Source organism: Cognataquiflexum rubidum, from assembly GCF_022538115.1.
Lineage (GTDB): Bacteria > Bacteroidota > Bacteroidia > Cytophagales > Cyclobacteriaceae > Cognataquiflexum > Cognataquiflexum rubidum.
Genome location: NZ_JAKZAL010000017.1, coordinates 16,955 through 34,395, shown reverse-complemented (window position 1 = coordinate 34,395; position 17,441 = coordinate 16,955). Strand labels below are relative to the sequence as shown.

Annotated in this window: 16 protein-coding genes and 3 tRNA genes; 6 read left to right on the top strand and 13 right to left on the bottom strand. The window is 41.0% G+C overall.

From position 1 onward, the window contains the following. Positions 1-221 precede the first annotated feature (221 nt). Together MMU05_RS16935 and MMU05_RS16930 are read left to right on the top strand one after the other, a co-directional pair. Positions 222-977 (top strand): NUDIX hydrolase, encoded by a 756-nt coding sequence (locus tag MMU05_RS16935; protein ID WP_241142863.1) that lies wholly within the window; start codon positions 222-224, stop codon positions 975-977. A 56-nt stretch (positions 978-1,033) separates the two neighbouring features. Then, a complete protein-coding gene (locus MMU05_RS16930) occupies positions 1,034-2,125 on the top strand; it encodes an AI-2E family transporter (RefSeq protein WP_241142862.1) in 1,092 nt (363 codons plus the stop codon). Positions 2,126-2,145: 20 nt separating this feature from the next. On the opposite strand, the gene MMU05_RS16925 is transcribed toward MMU05_RS16930, so the two are convergent. The 3 genes from MMU05_RS16925 to MMU05_RS16915 form a co-directional block, all read right to left on the bottom strand. Next, a tRNA-Leu gene (locus MMU05_RS16925) sits at positions 2,146-2,227 on the bottom strand. A 15-nt stretch (positions 2,228-2,242) separates the two neighbouring features. After that, a tRNA-Pro gene (locus MMU05_RS16920) sits at positions 2,243-2,316 on the bottom strand. Positions 2,317-2,341: 25 nt separating this feature from the next. After that, positions 2,342-2,430: transfer RNA gene (locus tag MMU05_RS16915), tRNA-Ser, on the bottom strand. A gap of 691 nt (positions 2,431-3,121) precedes the next feature. Between MMU05_RS16915 and MMU05_RS16910 the strand changes: the two genes are divergently transcribed. Together MMU05_RS16910 and MMU05_RS16905 are read left to right on the top strand one after the other, a co-directional pair. Further along, positions 3,122-4,429: a PAS domain-containing protein gene (locus MMU05_RS16910; RefSeq protein ID WP_241142861.1), complete on the top strand. Its 1,308-nt coding sequence runs from the start codon at positions 3,122-3,124 to the stop codon at positions 4,427-4,429. A gap of 69 nt (positions 4,430-4,498) precedes the next feature. After that, a complete protein-coding gene (locus MMU05_RS16905) occupies positions 4,499-4,918 on the top strand; it encodes a LytR/AlgR family response regulator transcription factor (protein WP_241142860.1) in 420 nt (139 codons plus the stop codon). 2 nt (positions 4,919-4,920) lie between these two features. Here the strand turns inward: MMU05_RS16905 and MMU05_RS16900 are convergent, their stop codons facing one another. After that, entirely contained in the window at positions 4,921-6,144 is a 1,224-nt protein-coding gene (locus MMU05_RS16900; RefSeq protein WP_241142859.1) for an S-adenosylmethionine:tRNA ribosyltransferase-isomerase, read from the bottom strand. 37 nt (positions 6,145-6,181) lie between these two features. Between MMU05_RS16900 and MMU05_RS16895 the strand changes: the two genes are divergently transcribed. Then, positions 6,182-7,267, top strand: coding sequence for an o-succinylbenzoate synthase (locus MMU05_RS16895; RefSeq protein WP_241142858.1), 1,086 nt, complete (start codon positions 6,182-6,184; stop codon positions 7,265-7,267). Between the two features lie 75 nt (positions 7,268-7,342). On the opposite strand, the gene MMU05_RS16890 is transcribed toward MMU05_RS16895, so the two are convergent. The 9 genes from MMU05_RS16890 to MMU05_RS16850 form a co-directional block, all read right to left on the bottom strand. Further along, complete coding sequence (locus MMU05_RS16890) at positions 7,343-7,534, bottom strand: cold-shock protein (protein ID WP_009032438.1); 192 nt, start codon at positions 7,532-7,534, stop codon at positions 7,343-7,345. Positions 7,535-7,690: 156 nt separating this feature from the next. Next, complete coding sequence (locus tag MMU05_RS16885; protein WP_241142857.1) at positions 7,691-8,833, bottom strand: lactonase family protein; 1,143 nt, start codon at positions 8,831-8,833, stop codon at positions 7,691-7,693. Between the two features lie 2 nt (positions 8,834-8,835). Beyond that, on the bottom strand, positions 8,836-9,234 hold the full coding sequence (locus MMU05_RS16880) for a cation:proton antiporter (RefSeq protein WP_241142856.1): 399 nt from the start codon (positions 9,232-9,234) through the stop codon (positions 8,836-8,838). After that, the gene (locus MMU05_RS16875; protein ID WP_241142855.1) at positions 9,231-9,503 is read right to left on the bottom strand and encodes a monovalent cation/H+ antiporter complex subunit F; all 273 of its coding nucleotides are present in this window, start codon (positions 9,501-9,503) and stop codon (positions 9,231-9,233) included. The genes MMU05_RS16880 and MMU05_RS16875 overlap by 4 nt, the downstream gene beginning before the upstream one ends. After that, positions 9,500-9,979 carry a Na+/H+ antiporter subunit E gene (locus tag MMU05_RS16870; RefSeq protein WP_241142854.1) on the bottom strand — a complete coding sequence of 160 codons (480 nt, stop codon included), beginning with the start codon at positions 9,977-9,979 and terminating at the stop codon, positions 9,500-9,502. The genes MMU05_RS16875 and MMU05_RS16870 overlap by 4 nt, the downstream gene beginning before the upstream one ends. Continuing rightward, a complete protein-coding gene (locus tag MMU05_RS16865; protein ID WP_241142853.1) occupies positions 9,976-11,499 on the bottom strand; it encodes a proton-conducting transporter transmembrane domain-containing protein in 1,524 nt (507 codons plus the stop codon). Before MMU05_RS16865 ends, MMU05_RS16870 begins: the two co-directional genes overlap by 4 nt. Beyond that, positions 11,496-11,849, bottom strand: coding sequence for a Na+/H+ antiporter subunit C (locus MMU05_RS16860; RefSeq protein WP_241142852.1), 354 nt, complete (start codon positions 11,847-11,849; stop codon positions 11,496-11,498). Before MMU05_RS16860 ends, MMU05_RS16865 begins: the two co-directional genes overlap by 4 nt. Before the next feature lies 1 nt (position 11,850). Next, the gene (locus MMU05_RS16855; RefSeq protein WP_241142851.1) at positions 11,851-12,261 is read right to left on the bottom strand and encodes a Na+/H+ antiporter subunit B; all 411 of its coding nucleotides are present in this window, start codon (positions 12,259-12,261) and stop codon (positions 11,851-11,853) included. Then, the gene (locus tag MMU05_RS16850; RefSeq protein ID WP_241142850.1) at positions 12,258-14,567 is read right to left on the bottom strand and encodes a putative monovalent cation/H+ antiporter subunit A; all 2,310 of its coding nucleotides are present in this window, start codon (positions 14,565-14,567) and stop codon (positions 12,258-12,260) included. Before MMU05_RS16850 ends, MMU05_RS16855 begins: the two co-directional genes overlap by 4 nt. 246 nt (positions 14,568-14,813) lie before the next feature. Here MMU05_RS16850 and MMU05_RS16845 point away from each other — a divergent pair, with 246 nt between their 5' ends. Beyond that, positions 14,814-17,369 carry a phosphoenolpyruvate carboxylase gene (locus MMU05_RS16845; protein WP_241142849.1) on the top strand — a complete coding sequence of 852 codons (2,556 nt, stop codon included), beginning with the start codon at positions 14,814-14,816 and terminating at the stop codon, positions 17,367-17,369. Positions 17,370-17,441 lie beyond the last annotated feature (72 nt).

Genomic DNA, 17,441 nt, shown 5'->3' with positions numbered 1-17,441 from the left:
GGGAGGATTTTACTAGGTTTAAGTTCAATTTGGCTTAATTATCTTAAAATCTATAGTCGTAAGGGCGTTTATCTCATTCTTAGGAGGGGAATTTCCGATATTGTCTTGGTTAAAATTCAGATCGAAAATTCATTTGATCTCAAATGTAATACTTGGTTTTCAAATATAGAAAAATAAATCAAATCAATGTGTAAATTGTACATGATGAATAAAATAATGGTATGGCAAAATTAAGAGCAAGCAACCGGGACTTTGAAAACCTGGAAGTTTTTCCCCAACTGTCTTTGGATTGTGTCATTTTTGGATTTCATGATGGAACTTTGAAAGTGCTTTTGTTGAAGTGGAAAGGGACCGAATATTGGAGTCTTCCGGGGGGATTGATTCGGCAAAGTGAGGATATCGATGATGCTGCCATTCGGATTTTGCAGGAAAGGACAGGTTTGGATCACATTTTTTTGAGGCAGTTTTACACCTTTGGGAAAACGGAACGGTACGATAGACAAAAGGTTTCTGACAGGCTTTCCTATATCATTGATCCAAAATCATGGTATGAAAGGGCCATTTCCATTGGGTATTATGCTTTGGTAGATTATGCCGCGGTTTTTCCCAATCCGGATGAGTTTACAGAAGAATGCAAATGGTGGGATTTGGAAGTTGTTCCCGAATTGTTGTTTGACCACAATGAGATTTTGAAAAAGGCATTGCATTCTTTGAGGTTGGAGCTCAGCTACCAGCCTGTGGGCTACAACCTGCTCCCCGAAAAATTCACCATGCCGGCAATGATGAGGATGTATGAGGCCATTTTGGGAAGAAAAATTGATCCCCGAAATTTTCAGAAGAAAATCCTCCATTCGGGGATTGTCATCAAACTCAATGAGGTGAAGAAAGGAACAGCCCATAAATCACCTTATTTATATAAGTTTGATCAAGATAAATACCAGGAAGTCCTGGAAGACGGTGGTCTGTTTATTATTTGATGGCCGTTGATATTATTGAGTTGTAAAATTTTTAACTTGAATCAAAATCCCCAAAAATGGCAGTTTCTTTAGCCCGCGTCCAGAAAACAGCTTATATCCTGATCATCATTGTGATTGTTTTTTGGATAATGAAAGTAGGATCATTTATCATCGTCCCCATCGTATGGGGTATTTTCTTTGCTTTTTCCCTTTATCCTATCTCAAATTGGTTTGAAAAGAAAAGACTGCCCCGTGGACTTGCTATTGCCCTGACCATCATTCTGATATCAGCCATTGCGCTCTTTGTATTTTATACATTGATCAATCAGGTGCTGAGTCTGATTTTGGATATTCCTCAAATAAGCGAATCTTTCAATAAAAAAATCTCCGCCTATTTTATAGACTTGGGTGGAATGGTTGGTTTGGATGGTACCACAATGCCGGAAATCAGTAGTTTTATTACTCCCGAAAACCTGAATGCCACGCTTTTGGGAGCCGGAAAATCCCTGACTTTGGCAGGAATCGTTCCTTTATTCATTTTTTTAATGCTGTATTACACTGATTTTTTTAGGGAGTTTCTCAAAAAAATCTCAGGAGAAGACAACAGTTCCATCCTGGTCTGGATCGATGATTCAGGAAAAGTCATTCAGTCCTATCTGGTAGGGATGACGATTGTGACCGGAATCGTATCGGTGATGTCAGGGGTGTTTTTTTACTTTATGGGGATCAAATACTATGTACTATTTGCTGTATTGATCGCAGTGATGAACCTGATCCCTTATGTTGGGGTGATCATCAGCTCTTTCTTGGTGGTGTTTTATGTGTTGTTGACGACAGACAGTCTGTTTTACCCGTTTTTCACCATGTTTATACTTTGGATCATCCAGCTGACTGAAAACAATCTGATCACGCCCTTGATAGTGGGGTCCAAAGTCAATGTCAATACCATGGTGGTGATTTTGGCCATTTTGATCGGGGGGAGTTTATGGGGGGTCTCCGGGATGATTTTGTTTATCCCTTTGATGGGAGTTTTAAAAATCACTTTCGACAGGATTCCTTCTTTGGCGCCATATGGCTATCTGTTGGGGGATAAATTTCCGGTGAATGAAAAAAATGAAAATTTTTGGAAGATTTTCTTAAGAAAGGTAAAAAGCAAAAAAGAGGCTTGAGGGCCTCTTTTTTGTTTTTGTGCGCACGAGAAGACTCGAACTTCCACACCCAAGGGCGCTGCCACCTGAAAGCAGTGCGTCTACCAATTTCGCCACGTGCGCATCAATACTAATAAGTCGGGGTGGCAGGATTCGAACCTACGACCTCCACATCCCAAATGTGGCGCGATACCGGGCTACGCTACACCCCGAAATAAAGAATCCTTTGATCCTTTGCAGAGAGTGGGGGATTCGAACCCCCGGTACGGAATTACCCGTACGACAGTTTAGCAAACTGCTGGTTTAAGCCACTCACCCAACTCTCTGTTTGTTTTAAAGATGTTTAGCAAACTGCTGTCCCGATAGCCATCGGGATAAGCCACTCACCCAACTCTCTGTTTTGCTTTTTTAAAGAGTTTGATTTAAACTCTATGATTGTTTATTCTTAAACCTAGGCTTTATTTTCGACTTAAGAGATGCAAATATAAATGATAATTCATTAGATAAACAAAACTGGAATTGCATTATATGTTCTCACCGGCTTATGAATTGGAGTTATCATGTTTAAGCCACTGACATTCAATCAGAAAAATTCATTGGGTAAAATATATCCTTCTCTATTCACCGGTAGAAAATGGAAATCCGGGACTTTATTTTTCCGATCACAAAAAATCGGGGACTTATTTTTTATGGAAATGGTGGATTTGGAAGGAATTGTCCTCTATTTTCATTTTTTGTCGATGAAATCTTCCCAAGGTAAAGTGTTGATTCATTTCATCATGGTCAAAAATTCAAAAAAAAATTTCTAGGTGAATTTTTGTCCTTTCTATTCAGAAATATGCTTTTTGTTATACATTTCTCAAATTTTTATCCTGAGAAGTAAAGTATTGATATTCAGATTTATATGGATGATATAAAAAGTTTTTATGGGAATGATTATATTGCAGGCCCTTATCTATCCTAAGGAATCATATCTCGCAGTTTCATAGCCTAATCGCCTCTTAATCCCCATTACAGATGGTCCAAATCAAAGAAATCAAGGAATTATTGCCTTCGTTCCTCAAGGATTCAAAGAACCTTTTGGTCAGTGTATTGGATTTGGAAGGAGAGGTCATCCATTCCAATTCCAAATTCAGGGAATTTTTCAGTTTGGGAAGCCTTGCCCGTCCTTTCTTTTTTGAGTTGTTCAATGAGTACCAAAGGGAAGAAATTGAGCCATTGATTTCGGAATTGATCGGTAGGCCAAATGATATGGTCCGTTATTCCCAAAGTCATTTCAACAGTCTTTTGTCTTGGGAATTCTCGGTTCTGAAAAACACGGAAGGTGATTTTTTGGGGATCTTGGGTGTAGGTTCGGTCAAAGATGAATCAGAATACCTTTCCAATGAATTGGGATATAAGGTGAGTGTGGATTCTGATATCTATTTTCAAATGAACAGTGATTGGGAGATCCAATTTGCCAATACCCATGCGGAATTGTTTTTTGGGACTTCAGCAACCGGTTTTATCAATAAAAAGATCTGGCAGGTTTTTCCTGATCCCAAGATCTATGAATATGCCTTGCATTTCAAAAAGGCAAAAGAAACTGATGCCATCACCGTTATTGATGGGTTTTTATCCGAAAGTGGCAGGTGGTATAAGATCATCATTCACCCTAGGATATGCTGGATGGATATTTATTTTAAGGATGTGTCTGAAGTTCAATTGCTGGGAAATGAACTTGGCCGTCTTGACCTGACTTTGGATTCGATTTTGAATAATTCAGATCAGTCTTATATCCTGATGAGTCAGGACCTGAGGATAATGAGGTTCAATGACCTTGCATCCGAACAGTTGAGAAAGTATGCGGGAAAAGACTTAAAAGAAGGCCAAAAATTCCTTCAATTTTTGCTTCCTGGACTGGAAGAAAAGGTATTGTCTAACCTTGAAGAAATCATCGGCGGGAAGAAGCTTTCATTTGAGCAATCCATTTATTTGGTAGATTCTGGAGAAGAAAGGCTGTTCCGACACGATTTTTATCCGATTACAAACCTCAATAAAAAGGTTATCGGTTTTGTTTACAGCAACAAAGACATCCACGACAGTCATTCTGAATTTACCAAAATGACCGAGCAAAACGACATGCTCAAGGAAATCCTGTATTCCCAATCTACTGTTCTACGTTCGCCCCTTTCCTCGATATTGGGATTGCTTGAGTTGGTGGACAAAAAGCAACTGGACAGAGAAAACCAAAAATACCTCTCTTACCTTAAAGTTTTGGCAGAAGACCTCGATCAGATCATCCGCAAAAACACCAAAACCGTCAACGAATCAGATTCCTTTTGATTTCTGTGGCATTCAAAACAATTCCTGAAACAAGATGTTATTCGACTAGAAGACCAAATAACACAGGTAATGAAGGAAGTACTGAAAGAAATCAAAAGTGACAAAGATTGGCAGGTCGATAGTGTAAATCAAAATGGAAATGTTGAAAGTTTCCTGATCAAAGACGGCGTTTTCATCCGAAACAAAGGGAATCTAGTCAAGGTCAAATGGACTGATATTCTTTGGCTCAAGGGAGATGGCAATTACACCACTTTGGTCACCAGAACACAGGTTTTTTCACTCCGGAATATCCTAAAGGAATTTGAATCTGTACTTCCAAATGAAGAATTTTTCAGGATTCACAAAAGCTATATTGTCCGTTTGGATGAGATCAAAAGTATCAACCCAAGAGAAGTGGTCATCGGAAATGATTCCGTTCCTGTTGGAAGAACCTACTTTCAAGACCTCATCAACGGGATCAAAAAACTTGGTTCGGGAGGGACAGATTAAGTTTATCCATTCCAGATCAAACTGCTGTCCCCATAACTCAAAAACCTGTACCCGTTTTCCAAAGCCTCATTGTATATTTTTCTCCAGTTACCCTTGGTAAATGCCGCTACCAGTAGAATCAAAGTAGAGGAAGGCTGATGGAAATTGGTCACCAATGCATCACAGACTTTGAAATCATATCCGGGCATGATCATTATTTCGGTAGAACCGGTTATTTCATTCAGGCCTTTTTCCTTCATAAATTCCAAAATCGCTCCAAAACTCTCCCTTCTGTCGGGCAAAGTTTCAAATGCTGAGTAGGGGTAGAGTTTTTGGATATCAAACAGGTCTTTTCCATCCTGCATCAACATCACCCCATACCAATACAAGCTTTCCAGGGACCTCATCGAGGTGGTTCCTACGGCAATGATTTTCTCCTTTTGGTTTGCAAGATTTTGGATCGTTTCCAAATCAAAGACCATTTGTTCGCTGTGCATGGGATGCGCGGAGACTTGTTCTTCTTTGATGGGCTGAAATGTTCCTGCACTGACATGAAGGGTCAAAAATTCTTTTTTTACTCCTTTTTCTTCCAGGTTTTGCAGGACTGCATCTGTAAAATGTAATCCCGCAGTAGGTGCTGCGACAGCGCCTTCTTTTTTGGAATATACAGTTTGGTATCGGGTTCGGTCTTCGATTGTGGCTTTCCTGTTGAGGTAGGGAGGTATTGGAACTTCTCCTGCTGCTTCGACAATAGCCACAAAAGGGATATTATTTCCTGTCCATGTGAATTCCACCTGTTTCTCCATTTTGTCCACCATCCGGGCATTGATGATTTCTGTTTTCCCTTGAATGGTGATTTGCCCTTGCAGGATTTCGTTTTCCCTCCATTTTTTCAGGTTTCCAATAAAAGTTTCCCAAATTACAGAAGTGGTATTGACCATAACCTCGCTGATGACCGTGCTTGGATGCAGGGGTTTCAAAAGAAAGATTTCGATTTTTGCACCTGACTCCCGCTGAAAAATCAACCTGGCAGGGATGACTTTGGTGTTGTTGAAAACCATCATGCTTCCCGAGGGTATGAAATCGGAAATTTCAAAAAAGCGGTGATGGGAAATAATGCCTGCCTGATATTGGATCAATTTGGAATCTGCCCGGTTTTCAAGTGGGAATTTTGCGATTTTTTCCTCCGGAAGGGTATATTCGTAATCAGATAATTTAATATCCTCAAGAGCTTTGTGCTTTGTCATGGGGGATTTGAAGAACCAAAGCGCAAATATATACCTAATGGAGGGAGTTATAAAAGATATTCATTTTTCATATCGGCCGCATTTACTCAAGTTCAGGTTTGATGCAGGTACTTCCCGGGGCGTATTGAAAGACAAAACGACTTACCTCATCAGTGCTGTTTCTGTTCAAAATAACGGGATTATAGGATGGGGAGAAGCTGCACCTTTGCCAAAATTAAGCATCGATGATGTCCCGGATTTTGAGGAAGTGTTGTCCAATATCTGCAAGCAACTTTCCGGATCTTCCATTATTGGAAGTGAACAGGCAATACTGGAATGGGCAAAGAGCCATATTTCTGAAATTTATCCAAGCATCCGCTTTGCTTTTGAAACAGCTTTGCTAGACCTCTTTCATGGAGGCAGGAAAATGATTTTTGATACGCCTTTTTACCATGCGGGTCAACCACTTCCTATCAATGGCTTGATATGGATGGGTGAGAAGGGATTTATGCTGGATCAGATTGATAAGAAATTGTCTGAAGGATATTCTTGCATCAAAATGAAAATCGGGGCCATTGATTTTGGACAGGAGTGTGAGTTGCTTGCCTATATCAGAAAACAATACAGCGCTCAACAGGTAATTCTGAGAGTAGATGCGAATGGTGCATTTTCCCCTGAAGAGGCTTTGGACAAACTGAAAGTTCTGAATGAATTTGATCTGCACAGCATCGAGCAGCCTATCAGGCAAGGTCAGGTGAAGGAAATGCAGAGCCTTTGTAACCTGACCCCATTGCCGATTGCATTGGATGAGGAATTGATAGGTATCAATGATTATAGAGATAAAAAGGAATTGCTTGAAACCATACGGCCTCAATACATCATCCTCAAGCCCACTTTGGTCGGCGGAATTGCATCTTGTAGGGAATGGATCGCCTTGGCTTCTTCCATGGGAATCGGTTGGTGGATGACTTCAGCTTTGGAGAGCAATGTCGGGTTGAATGCGATCGCCCAGTTTACCTCTACTTTTGATATTGTCCTTCCCCAAGGATTGGGAACAGGTCAGTTGTATCATAATAATTTTGATTCTCCTTTGAGGATAGAGAGAGGAGTGCTCAGCTATGGTACTGGAATTTGGGGGATTTGAATTTGGAATAATCACAAAAAAAAACCCCGATTGCTCGGGGTTAATTTCACTAGATGTCAATGTGTTGTATATAGATTAAACTACCTTTACATTCACTGCATTTAGGCCTTTTCTACCTTCTTTAAGGTCGAAAGTAACTTCGTCATCTTCTCTGATTTCGTCGATCAAACCAGTGATGTGAACGAAATACTCTTTAGAAGACTCATTGTCAACGATAAAACCGAATCCTTTGGACTCATTAAAAAACTTAACTTTTCCTGTGTTCATGATAAATTGTATTGAATTAATATTTCGTCAAATTTAAGGATACTTTTTACATATAAAACGAATGAGTTAAATTATTTTAAAAGTTTTTTAAAAATAATTGTGTGAAAATTTAAAAATTTAGTGAGAAAAGTTCCGCTTTTGAGTCCTCAGTCGGTTTTAATCCAGTCCATAAAAGTATACAGGTTTATGAAATTTGGTTTCGGCGCCTGTTTGTTTAAGCTTTCCTGTCTTGAGGTTTCTTTCAAAAACAACGATTGTTCCTGAACTTTGATTGCCGGCCAAAAGGTATTTTCCGTCACTTGTGATTACAAAATTTCGAGGGTTTTCCCCGCCGGTTTTGACCCTTTCTACAAAAGTCAATTCACCCGTTTTTCCGATTTCAAATACTGTAATCTCATTCGCATCCCCTCTGTTGGAGGCGTATACAAATTTAGTATCCGGAGATATCCGTACTTCGGCTGCACCGACATTGCCTTTAAAATCTTCGCCTGTCAACGGTAAAACCTGAATTTTAGACATTTTTCCCTCAACATATTGGTATACCCCCAGTTCGGCGGTCATTTCATGTATCAGGTACACAGGACTGCCACTTGGGTGGACAGCAAGATGCCTGGGACCAGAACCTGCCGCAATTTCCAAATCTCCGTTTTCGGCATTATTGAAAGGTACAGCAAATGTCGGGTTGAAATCATAGAGATGGATTTTATCCGTTCCCAAGTCACCGACCAGCAATTGTTTACCGTTCGGATGGAAGACAGTACTGTGCACATGCGCTTTTTCTTGTCTGTTGGGATCAATGCTTTGTCCTTCGTGTTGGTAGGTCTGGACATGGGTCAGGTATCCGTCCTTTACTTTGTAGGCTGAAAAACTTCCTCCTGAATAATTCCCTACAACCAATATCTCTTCATTGGCATCAAGGCTCAAATAACAGGGATGGTCTCCGAAGGTATCCTTGGTATCCAATAATTCCAAGGTGTTGGTTTGCCTGTCAAACTTGAATGACTTGACTTTACCGCCCTTTTCACCGCCGGTTTCTTCTACCGCAAAGACCAAAGTCTGCGCCCTGTTACTGACTACAAAGGAGGGATTGGAAACTCCCGCTGCCAAAATTTGGGTTTGAAGGATGTTTTTGTCGGGATTGAAGGTGAGTAAACCGATTCCTTGTTCTTCAGAATCTGTGTAAGCGCCTAATAAAAAGGAGTACACAGGCTCAATTTTTTCTTCATCGGGAGATTCGTCACAAGAGAATACCATGAACATAGAAATTAGCAGGAGGAGGATAAATGTTGATTTTCTCATTGTCAGATATTGTTTTCTGATTTTTCAGGTTTGATGGAGGAATCGTGGTTTTCACTGTATAATTCATGAGTTACTTCATCATACTGACCGGAAAGGTCATCAATCTTGGTCCCTTTCCAAACAGGGGTTTTGATGATATAGGCTGCCCTTGCCAATAAATGCCCTCCGATGGAAATGGTTAGAAACAAAAATATAATGGTCGCAATCACCCTTGTAGTGACAGAATAATTGTTGAAAAAAAGCGCTGAAGAAACTAATACCAGACCTATTCCTAAAGTGGAGGCCTTTCCGGTCACGGATATTCTCAAGAATACATCCGGCTTTCTCAACAAGCCTACCGATGAAGAAAGGATAAACAAGGCGCCGAAGGTGGACAAAACTATGATTAGGATATCTTTCATTTTCTTTCTCTTTGTTCTAAATAAAAGGAATACGCAGCAGTACTCAGAAAGGCAATCACAGCAAAAAGCATCGAAATATCCAGAAACGTACTCTGGTTGGTTTGGATGCTGTAGATCCCAATGATGCCGATAGAAATCAAGATCAGCATGTCCAAGGCAATAACCCGGTCAGGAAGACTGGGACCTTTCAGAAACCTGATAAAGACCAAAATCACTGATAAACCGAGGATGGGGATAATTACCCAATTGAGATAGTCGTTTAGGCTCATCGCATTAATTCTAGTAAGGGTTTTTCAAACTTCCGTTTGGTTTCTTTAATAAATTCCTCTTTGTCCAAAAGGTGCATGACGTGGACGTAGATTACCTTTTTGTCGTTAGACACATCCATGATAAGAGTTCCGGGGGTTAGGGAGATAATATTGGCCAAGAAACTTATTTCAAGATCGGTCTTGGCGTCAAGCGGGACTTTAACAATGGCGGGTACCAATCTGGATTTGGGGTAGAATGATTCTCTCGCAGATTGAAAATTGGCTTTGGTGATTTCCCAAAGCAGAAAAATCATAAAACCGAAGAGCTTAGGAATTATTGTGAAATACTTCCTTTCTTCTTTTTTATAAGTGATGACTCCTAGAATCACAAAACCGATAATAAACCCAAAAAGAAAATTCTCTTCAGTTAAGGTTCCTGTCGCCAACACCCAAATGATGGCCAAAATCAGGTTACTCAGAAATAGGGATTTTGTCATGGCGTCATGGTTTTAAGTCCCAATACAGCTTCAATATATCCCGAAGGATCCATTAATTCGGTGGAGATTCTTTGGGAAAGTATGATGATGTTTTCAGCTCCAAATCCAATATAAAGCGAAATTGCTGATAACAGAACAATGGGAAATACCATCAGCCACTGATCCGTTTTAGACATTTGACTGAAATAAAGCCCACTTGCTTTTTTGGGCAGGTCTATACCGTTTTTCCAAAAAACCTCTGACCACAACCTCGCAATTACCCATAAGGTAAGAAAACTTCCCAAGACAATGAATCCAATCAAAATATAATCTTGTGTCTGTAAACCTGCCTGAATCAAGAAAATTTTTGCCCAAAAACCTGAAAGCGGCGGAATACCTACCAGAGAAAATAGGGGAATTGCCATCAACAGGGAAATAATGGGAAAGTTTTTATACATCCCGCCAAGCTCCCTGATGTCTTGGGTTCCGTTGATTTTGAGGATCAGACCTGATACCATAAACAGGTTTGTTTTGACGATGATGTCATGGATCAGGTAAAAAACTGTACCCATGATGGCCAACTCCGTGTACATTCCCAAACCGGCGATCAGGAAACCGATATGGCAAACTATCAGGTATCCAAAAATTTTCCCCATGTTTTGCTGCAGCAATGCTCCCAATCCACCTGAAAGGATGGTAAGTGCGGCAAGAATGACCATGATATCTCCCATGAATTCATCTCCGCCAAACATCAGCGTGAATGTCCTCAGCATGGCATAGATTCCCAATTTGGTAAGTAACCCTGCGAAAATCGCAGAAACAGCAGGAGGTGGTGTATGGTAAGAGGCCGGCAACCAAAAGTACATCGGGAAGATAGCAGACTTGATTCCGAAGGCTACCAAAAAAATCCCGGAGGTGACGCTTACCAATCCACGGTTTTGAAGGTTATCCAGTTTGATGGCGACATCGGCCATATTGAGCGAACCTGTAAGGCCATAGATAAAACCGATTCCGATCAAAAACAGGGAAGAGGCAAGGAGATTTAGCGAAACATATTTGAGCGCCCCTTCAAGCTGTTGTTTTTTTCCACCCAAGGTCAATAGGACGAAAGAGGAGATGATCACTACCTCAAACCATACATAAAGATTGAAAATATCTCCTGTAAGAAAAGCGCCCTGAAGTCCCATGATGAGAAAGTGTAGAATGGGGAAAAACCCAAACTCCAATCTTTCTTTCCGCATACTTCCTGCAGAGAAAATAGATACTGCCAAGCCTGAAATGGAAGATACCAATACCATGGTCACCCCAAAAGTGTCAGCGACAAAGCTGATTCCAAACGGTGCCTTCCAATCTCCTGATTGGGTGATCATGATTCCGTTTTCCCAGACAAGTAAGAAGAGCCAGATACTTATCCCCAGACCAATAATAGAAAATAAAATGCTGAGAAACTTTTGAACAGTGGTTTTTCGCCAGAAAAACAACAAAATCGTCCCAGCGACAAATTGAAATATGATGGGCAATACTATCATCGAATTACTCATATTTCTTCATCTGTTGAGTTAAGCTCATCCAGATCATCTGTATGGAGCACATTGTACACCCTTTTTATCAAAATGATTGCAAAGGACTGAAGTCCAAAACCGATTACAATCGCTGTCAATACCAAAGCCTGTGGGACGGGATCGGCATAGATATCGGCAAATACTTTCATGCCGTCCTCAATCACAGGAGGATGACCTTTGACCAATCTGCCCAAAAGAAAAATCAGCAGGTTGGCGCCGTTACCCAATAAAATCAGTCCGATGATCATTTTGAACATACTCCTGCGCAACAGCATGTACAGGCCGCCTGCATGAAGTAAACCGATGATGATGATAAGCAATATCTCCATATCAAACCGTATCAGTAAGTGAAAACATGATGGTGAGTGTCGCCCCGATAACCACCAGATACACGCCAATGTCAAAGAAAAGAGCAGATCCAACCATGCCGATAAATCTGAAAGGTTCTTCAAACCAAAGGCCTTTGAGTATCGGAGCACCGATAAAATAGGGAGCCATAGCAGCCCCAACAGCGAAAAAAAGTCCTATCGGCATCAGGTATCCCGGATTTATCTTGATGATTTTTTGGGTTTCCTTCAGCCCAAAAGCAAATGAGTGGATCAAAAATGCGATGGCTGCCATCAATCCTCCTACAAATCCTCCTCCCGGAAGATAATGGCCCCGCAACAGAATGAAAATGGAAAACAGCAACAGTAGCGGAAGCAGATAGGTCGATGCGGTTTTGAATATCAATGATTTCATAAGTCTTTTTTAGAAGGATTAAGGTCAAGTTTGATCAAACTGTAGACACCTACTGCAGCAATCACAAGGACTACCGTCTCTATCATGGTGTCAAAACCCCGGTAATCCACCAAAATGACGTTCACAACATTTCGGCCTTTGGCAAGAAGATAAGCATTATCAGCAAAGTATTTGGAGACCTCGTAGGAAGATGGTTCCTCGAATACCTCCAAAGTCAAAATGGCTATCAAAGTTCCGAACATCAGGGAAAGCACCGCATCCCGCACTTTGATACCTTTAGAAGAATATTGTTTGTTTTTTGGCAGTTTGACAAGAACCAGCATAAACAACAATACGGTCAACGTATCGATCGAAAACTGCGTCATGGCCAGATCAGGGGCCGAATAAAATAAGAAGAAAAGACAATTTGCGAAGCCAACCACGCCAAGAGCGACAATGGAAACTGACCGCGAATTGGTAGAAATGGCAAAAAGAATGGAGATGATCATCAGCACCACCACGATAATCTCATAATGGGATACAGGTGAAATCTGCTCCCAATCTACATATATGTTGACTCCCCCAAATAAACGGTAAGCCATCAGCAAGGTCAAAAATGCCAATATGGTAATCACATAATTTCGCAGATAGCCATTTTGAAAAAATCTTGTCCAGATGCCTGCGAATGAAGCGAATATTTTGCTGCCGCTCTCGATGATATTTTGGGGCGAAATGGATTCAAACCTGAGGGTTTTTTGGAATATCTCCTTGGAAGGTTTCAAGAACCAATACAATGCGCCGCCGGATACCAAGGTGAAAATACTCAATATCAAAACCAAGTTGAAACCATGCCAAAGTTTGAGTTGGATGACCGTGTCGGTTCCTGAAATGCTGCTGAAAACAGGCTGAATCAATGTTTGCCCGATCAAGGAAGGGAATGCCCCAAAACCCAAACTCATGATTCCGAGTAGGAGAGGAGGAACCCAAAGCAAGGGCGAAGGCAATTTAGCCTTTTTAAATTCCTCAGGAAGCGCTCCTGTAAATGGTTTGATCCCAGCCCAGAATCCTGCAACCAAAAGGAGAATTTTAGTCAAAACAGCCAGTGCGGTCAGAATAATAGCCCAATTGCCAAACTGTAAAGTTGCCTCATACATCACTTCTTTGCTGATGAATCCAAGTAAAAGCGGAACTCCGGCGCTCGAAAGTGCTGCTATAAACCCTGCAACTGCGACAGGCATCATCACTTGCTGCAATCCCGCAAGTTTGGTGACATCTCTAGAGCCTGTTTCATGGTCGATTATTCCTGTAATGAGGAAGAGTGCAGCCTTGTATAAGGCATGGGCAAGGATGAAAATCCCCGCAGCCAAAAGTGCTTTTTCTGTCCCTATGCCTATCAAGAAAACCAAAATCCCCAAGGCTGAAATGGTGGAATATGCCAAAATGCTTTTCAAATCCACTCTCAAAACAGAATGGATTGCCGCATAGACCATAGTAACCGCGCCAACGGTGATTAGGGTGCTGTTCCACCAAAAGGTATCCCCCAATAGCGGGGTAAATCTTGCCAAAAGATAAATACCGGCTTTTACCATCGTGGCGGAGTGGAGGTAGGTACTTACCGGAGTCGGGGCTTTCATTGCTCCCGGAAGCCAAAAATGAAATGGAAACTGTGCAGACTTGGTAAAGGCCCCGACAAAAAACAGGGCAATTATCCAACCATAGGAAGTGCTGTTTTTTATTATTTCCGAGGAATTGAGTAATTCAGTGAAAGAATAACTTCCTCCTACTGCTTGCAAAAGGATAATTCCGGAGAGCATTACCAAACCGCCAAATCCGGTGATACTCAGTGCGGTCAGTGCAGATTTCCTTGAAGCCGGATCTTCATTGTTGAATCCGATCAAGAAATAGGAACTGATACTTGTCAATTCCCAAAAAATAAACATACTCATCAGGTTGTCTGAAAGGACGACTCCAAGCATTGAAGCCATAAACATCGACAGGTATCCATAAAACCTGTCCAGATATTTGTGTCCTTTGAGGTAGTAAGTAGTATAGATGAACACCAAAGCACCGATGCCGGTGATCATCAGGGCAAAAAGAAGGGACAATCCGTCCAACCTGAAAGAAAGGTCAATTCCTAAACTCGGTATCCATTGATAATGGAATAAGATATGCCCTTTGGATTTTATTTCTCCCAAAAACTGGAGGAAAAATATAAACAGGGAAAGAGGAAGGAGCGAATAGACAAATGGAATTGCTTTTTTGAAAAACCTACTGAAAAATGAAACCAAGATTGCGAAAATAAACCCTAAAATGACAGCTATGAGCATATAAGCTTGATTATCAATTTATAAATTGTGTGGTTCCAAAATACGAAATATTTCCTGAATAGAATTTTCGTTCTTTATATTCCAATCGATCAAGTTATATGATTTATTGATATTCTTTGAAAAAAATGTGCCTATTTTTTGAAAAATAGTCAATAAAAATTCCTTTTTTTTATCGATTGAATCGAAAATTGTCCATAATTATTATTTTTTGTTAAATTCACACCTATTAAACCTATTGATCCGAATATGTCAAAAAACAACTATCAAACCGAAGTATCCAAAAGATTTACGATTTACAACAGTCTTTTTTTGGATTTGCCCTTCAGTGATATCCATAGAACCGGGACATTGCTGCCGATATTATCCAGCAAATGTCAGGAAGGATTTGAGAAAGATAAAACCCCAAAAGAAATCATCGGAGGATTTTTTAACGAAATGATGGCAAATAATTCTGACCAGGAACGTCATGATTTACTTTTTAGAATGGTTCAATATGTGGAAAGGCAAGTGGTTTTGTTTGATTCCATTGAAGACGCGGCCTTCGAAAAAATCCATGATATAAAAGGTAAGGGTAGTGTTGCAGCATTGATTACCCGTGTCGACAATGACAGGAAGCGGGAGGCATTGATAGATAAATTGAAAAATTTCTCCGTAAGACTGACACTGACTGCCCATCCTACGCAGTTTTATCCGGGCAATGTCCTTGGGATCATCACTGATCTTGAGACTGCCATCCGTGAAAATGACCTTGGGAATATCAACCTGCTTTTGCAGCAGTTAGGCAAAACCGGTTTTATCAATAAGGACAAACCCACGCCGCTTGATGAAGCAGTCAGTTTGGTATGGTTTCTGGTAAATGTTTTTTACCACAGTATGCCGGATATTTTGACCAGGTTATTGAATAGTCTGGATATTCCGGTCAATGAGTGGGACAATCCGGGATTGTTGAAAGTGGGATTTTGGCCGGGAGGGGACAGAGACGGAAACCCTTTTGTTACCCATGACACAACCGTCAAAGTGGCCGAGAAACTCCAAAAATGGATAGTTAGGTGTTATTACCGTGATGTCAGAAAACTCAAAAGAAGGTTGACCTTCAAGAATGTCGAGCCGATCATGCTCAAAATTGAAAACGGTCTTTTTGATTCCCTTTTCGACAACCAAAACTTCTACCAAACCAAAGAGGAATTGATAGCTGATCTGATGGAAGCCCGAAAAGGCCTGATTGAATTCCATGACGGCTTGTTTTTGGAGCAGTTGGATGAGTTTATATTGAAAGTAAAAATATTCGGCTTCCATTTTGCCAATATGGATGTGCGTCAGGACAGCCGTAAGCATGATGGGCTTTGGGATGAAATCATCGAAAACCAAATCGGGACCGAGGCACTTCAGGCATATCAGAAACTGAGCGAAGGCGAGAAAATCACATTTATTCAAGAGGTAGATTCCCTTCCGGAAATCGGCACCCTAAAGGACGAGTTTCATCAGGATATGTTGAGGAGTTTTGATGCAATCAAAACTGTCCAAAAAAACAATGGGGAAGATGGGCTTCACCGGTATATCATATCCAATTGCCAGTCGGCCTTACATGTTTTGGAAGTATTCAGATTGGCGCAATTAACACTTGGAAAAGAATCAGGAACGCTTCCTTTGGACATCGTCCCGTTATTTGAGACAATTGATGACCTTGCGAAGGCACCCATCATTATGGAGCAGTTGTACCAAAACGAGGCCTACCGCAAGCATTTGGAAAGCAGAAAATCAAAGCAGACGATCATGTTGGGCTTTTCTGATGGCACCAAAGACGGGGGGTATATCCGGGCAAATTGGTCTATCCTTCTTGCCAAAGAAGAACTGACCAAAGTATCAAGATTGAATGATGTCAGTGTGGTGTTTTTTGACGGTCGGGGAGGACCTCCGGCAAGAGGAGGGGGAAACATGCATAATTTCTATGCTTCTCTCGGTCAGCAAGTCGAAAATGAAGAAATCCAGGTGACGATTCAAGGACAGACCATTTCAGCCAATTATGGCAAGCCCGTTTCTTGTACTTACAATTTGGAGCAGTTGCTCTGTGCAGGTATCGAAAATGAATTGTATCCTTCCTCAGAGAAAACCCTAAATGCAGGTCAGCGGGCTTTGATTGATCAGATGGCCGATTTCTCATACCAGTTTTACAGAGACTTCAAAAACCACCCCCAATTCTTGCCTTATCTCGAGCATGTGACCCCATTGAAATATTTTGGACAGGTCAATATCGGTTCCCGCCCGTTGAAAAGAGGAAAAGACACCGGATTAAAATTTGAAGATTTAAGGGCTATTCCTTTTGTAGGTTCCTGGGCACAGATGAAGCAGAATATACCGGGATTCTTTGGAGTAGGCGCTTCACTTGAGGAACTTAAAAATGCAGGCAAATTTCCTGAGGCCATACAATTATACAATGACTCCCTTTTCTTCAGGTCATTACTTGGGAATTCCATGCAGTCTCTGGCCAAGTCGTTTTATAAGTCCACAGCTTATCTCAAGGATAATCCCAAATACAGCGATTTATGGAACCTGATGTTTGAAGAATACCAAAGATCCATCAAGCTTCTTTGTGAAGTATCCGGGATGGATACTTTGCTTCAGGATAATCCAACTTCCAAGGAATCAATCGCTATCCGAGAAAAGATCGTGCTTCCTGTTATCACCATTCAGCAATATGCGATACAGACCATGCTTGACAAAGGAGAAGATGATCCGGTCTTACAAAAACTGATTTTGCGGACGATGTTTGGCATCATCAACGCGGCAAGAAACGCAGCATAAGTCAAGAATCCCGGTTGAAAGGCCGGGATTTTTCGGTTATTATTGTTAATTTGAAATATAAATCAAAGGATG